This window comes from Streptomyces swartbergensis (genome assembly GCF_002148965.1).
Lineage (GTDB): Bacteria > Actinomycetota > Actinomycetes > Streptomycetales > Streptomycetaceae > Streptomyces > Streptomyces swartbergensis.
The window spans coordinates 1-1,717 of record NZ_NGFN01000664.1; the positions used below are offsets into that span (position 1 = coordinate 1).

At 76.8% G+C, this 1,717-nt stretch carries 1 protein-coding gene; it reads right to left on the reverse strand.

Annotated features, from left to right (window positions below; translation table 11 throughout):
* Positions 1-36: 36 nt before the first annotated feature.
* Positions 37-1,443 (reverse strand): pyridoxal phosphate-dependent decarboxylase family protein, encoded by a 1,407-nt coding sequence (locus CA983_RS43360; RefSeq protein WP_086606078.1) that lies wholly within the window; start codon positions 1,441-1,443, stop codon positions 37-39.
* Positions 1,444-1,717: the final 274 nt, after the last annotated feature.

Here is a 1,717-nt window from a genome sequence, read left to right on the forward strand (position 1 = left end):
GGTTCGGCTCGTGCGGCTGGGGGCTCGGCGCGGGGTTCATCGGGGGGTGTGTCCTTCCACGAGTGTCGCTTGCCGTGCTGTGACGAGGTGGAGCAGCGCGGCCAGGTCGTCGGGCCCGGTGGCGGGGTTGAGGAGGGTGGCCTTGAGCCAGAGCCGGCCGCCGAGGCGGGCCCGGCCGAGGACGGCGCGGCCGTCTGTGAGGAGCGCGCGGCGTACGGCGGACACGGTGGCGTCGCCGGCGCCTGCGGGCCGGAACAGGACGGTGCTGATGACGGGCGGGGCGTGGAGTTCGAAGCCGGGGTGTTCCGCGACGAGGGCGGCGAAGTCCCGGGCCCGGGCGCAGACCTGGTCGACGAGCGTGCCGAGGCCGTCGCGGCCGAGGGTTTTGAGGGTGACGGCGAGCTTGAGGACGTCGGGGCGGCGGGTGGTGCGCAGGGACCGGCCGAGCAGGTCGGGCAGGCCGGCCTCGGTGTCGTCGGTGGCGTTGAGGTAGTCGGCGCGGTGCCGCAGGGCGGTGAGGTCGCGGGGGTTTTTGACGGCCAGGAGGCCCGCGGCGACCGGCTGCCAGCCGAGTTTGTGCAGGTCGAGGGTGACGGTGTCGGCGGCGTCGAGCCCGGCGAGCCGGGCGCGGTGGCGGCCGCTGAAGAGGAGGCCTCCGCCGTAGGCGGCGTCGATGTGCAGCCGGGCGCGGTGGGCGGCGCAGCGGGCGGCGATCTCGGGCAGGGGGTCGATGAGTCCGGCGTCGGTGGTGCCGGCGGTGGCGGCGACGAGCAGTGGTCCGGGCAGTCGGGAGAGGGCCTCGTCGAGCGCAGCGGGGTGGAGCGTGCCGGCCGGGGCGGGGACGACGACGGGTTCGGGCAGCCCGAGCAGCCAGGCGGCCCGGGCCAGGGAGTGGTGGGCGTTCTCCCCGCAGACCAGCCGCACGGATCCGCCGTACGCCTCCCGGGCGAGGAGGAGGGCGAGTTGGTTGGACTCGGTGCCGCCGGTGGTGATCAGGGAGTCGGGGCCGGTGCCCGCGTCTGCCCCGGCGCCGTAGATCTCCGTGGCCAGCGCCCGCGCGACCAGTGTCTCCAGTTCCGATGCCGCCGGGGCCTGGTCCCAGGAGTCCAGGGACGGGTTGAGGACCGAGGCCGCGAGGTCGGCGGCTGCGGCGAGGGCGAGGGGCGGGCAGTGGAGGTGGGCGGCGCACAGGGGGTGTGCCGGGTCGGCGGCGCCCTCGGCGAACGCGCGGACCAGGGTGCGCAGGGCGTGCGGGTCGCCCTGGTCGGGCAGGGCCTCTCCCACCGCCTCGCGCAGCCGCGCCGCGACGACGTCCGGGCCGCCCGCCGGCAGCGGCCCGCCTCGGGCCCGGGTGCCGTCGTCCAGCGCTTGGAGCACGGTGTCGAGCAACGGCCGCAGGGCGAGGGGGCCTTCGGGACCTGAGGCGAGGGGCGGCGTGCTCATGGGCTGTCCTCCGGGGAGCGGGGCGGGCGCGCCCGAATAGCCCAACGACCGGATGCGGGAGGAGGTACTTCCGTACGGGGAAACCTGTCGGAACGGCCCGGCCCGGGGCTCGGCCTCCGAAGCGGACCGCGTGATCCTCCGCCCCGCCCGGGGCTCAGCCCTCGAAGCCGACCGCGGTCCCCGGCCGCGCCCGAGACCCGGCCCCGAAACCGACCGCGTGGTCCCCGGCCACGCCCGAGGCCCGGCCCCCGAAACCGACCGCGTGATCCTCAGC

Coding starts and splice junctions, on each gene's coding strand:
- CA983_RS43360 (WP_086606078.1), bottom strand. CDS start 1,443: ATGAGCACGCCGCCCCTCGCCTCAGGTCCCGAAGGCCCCCTCGCCCTG.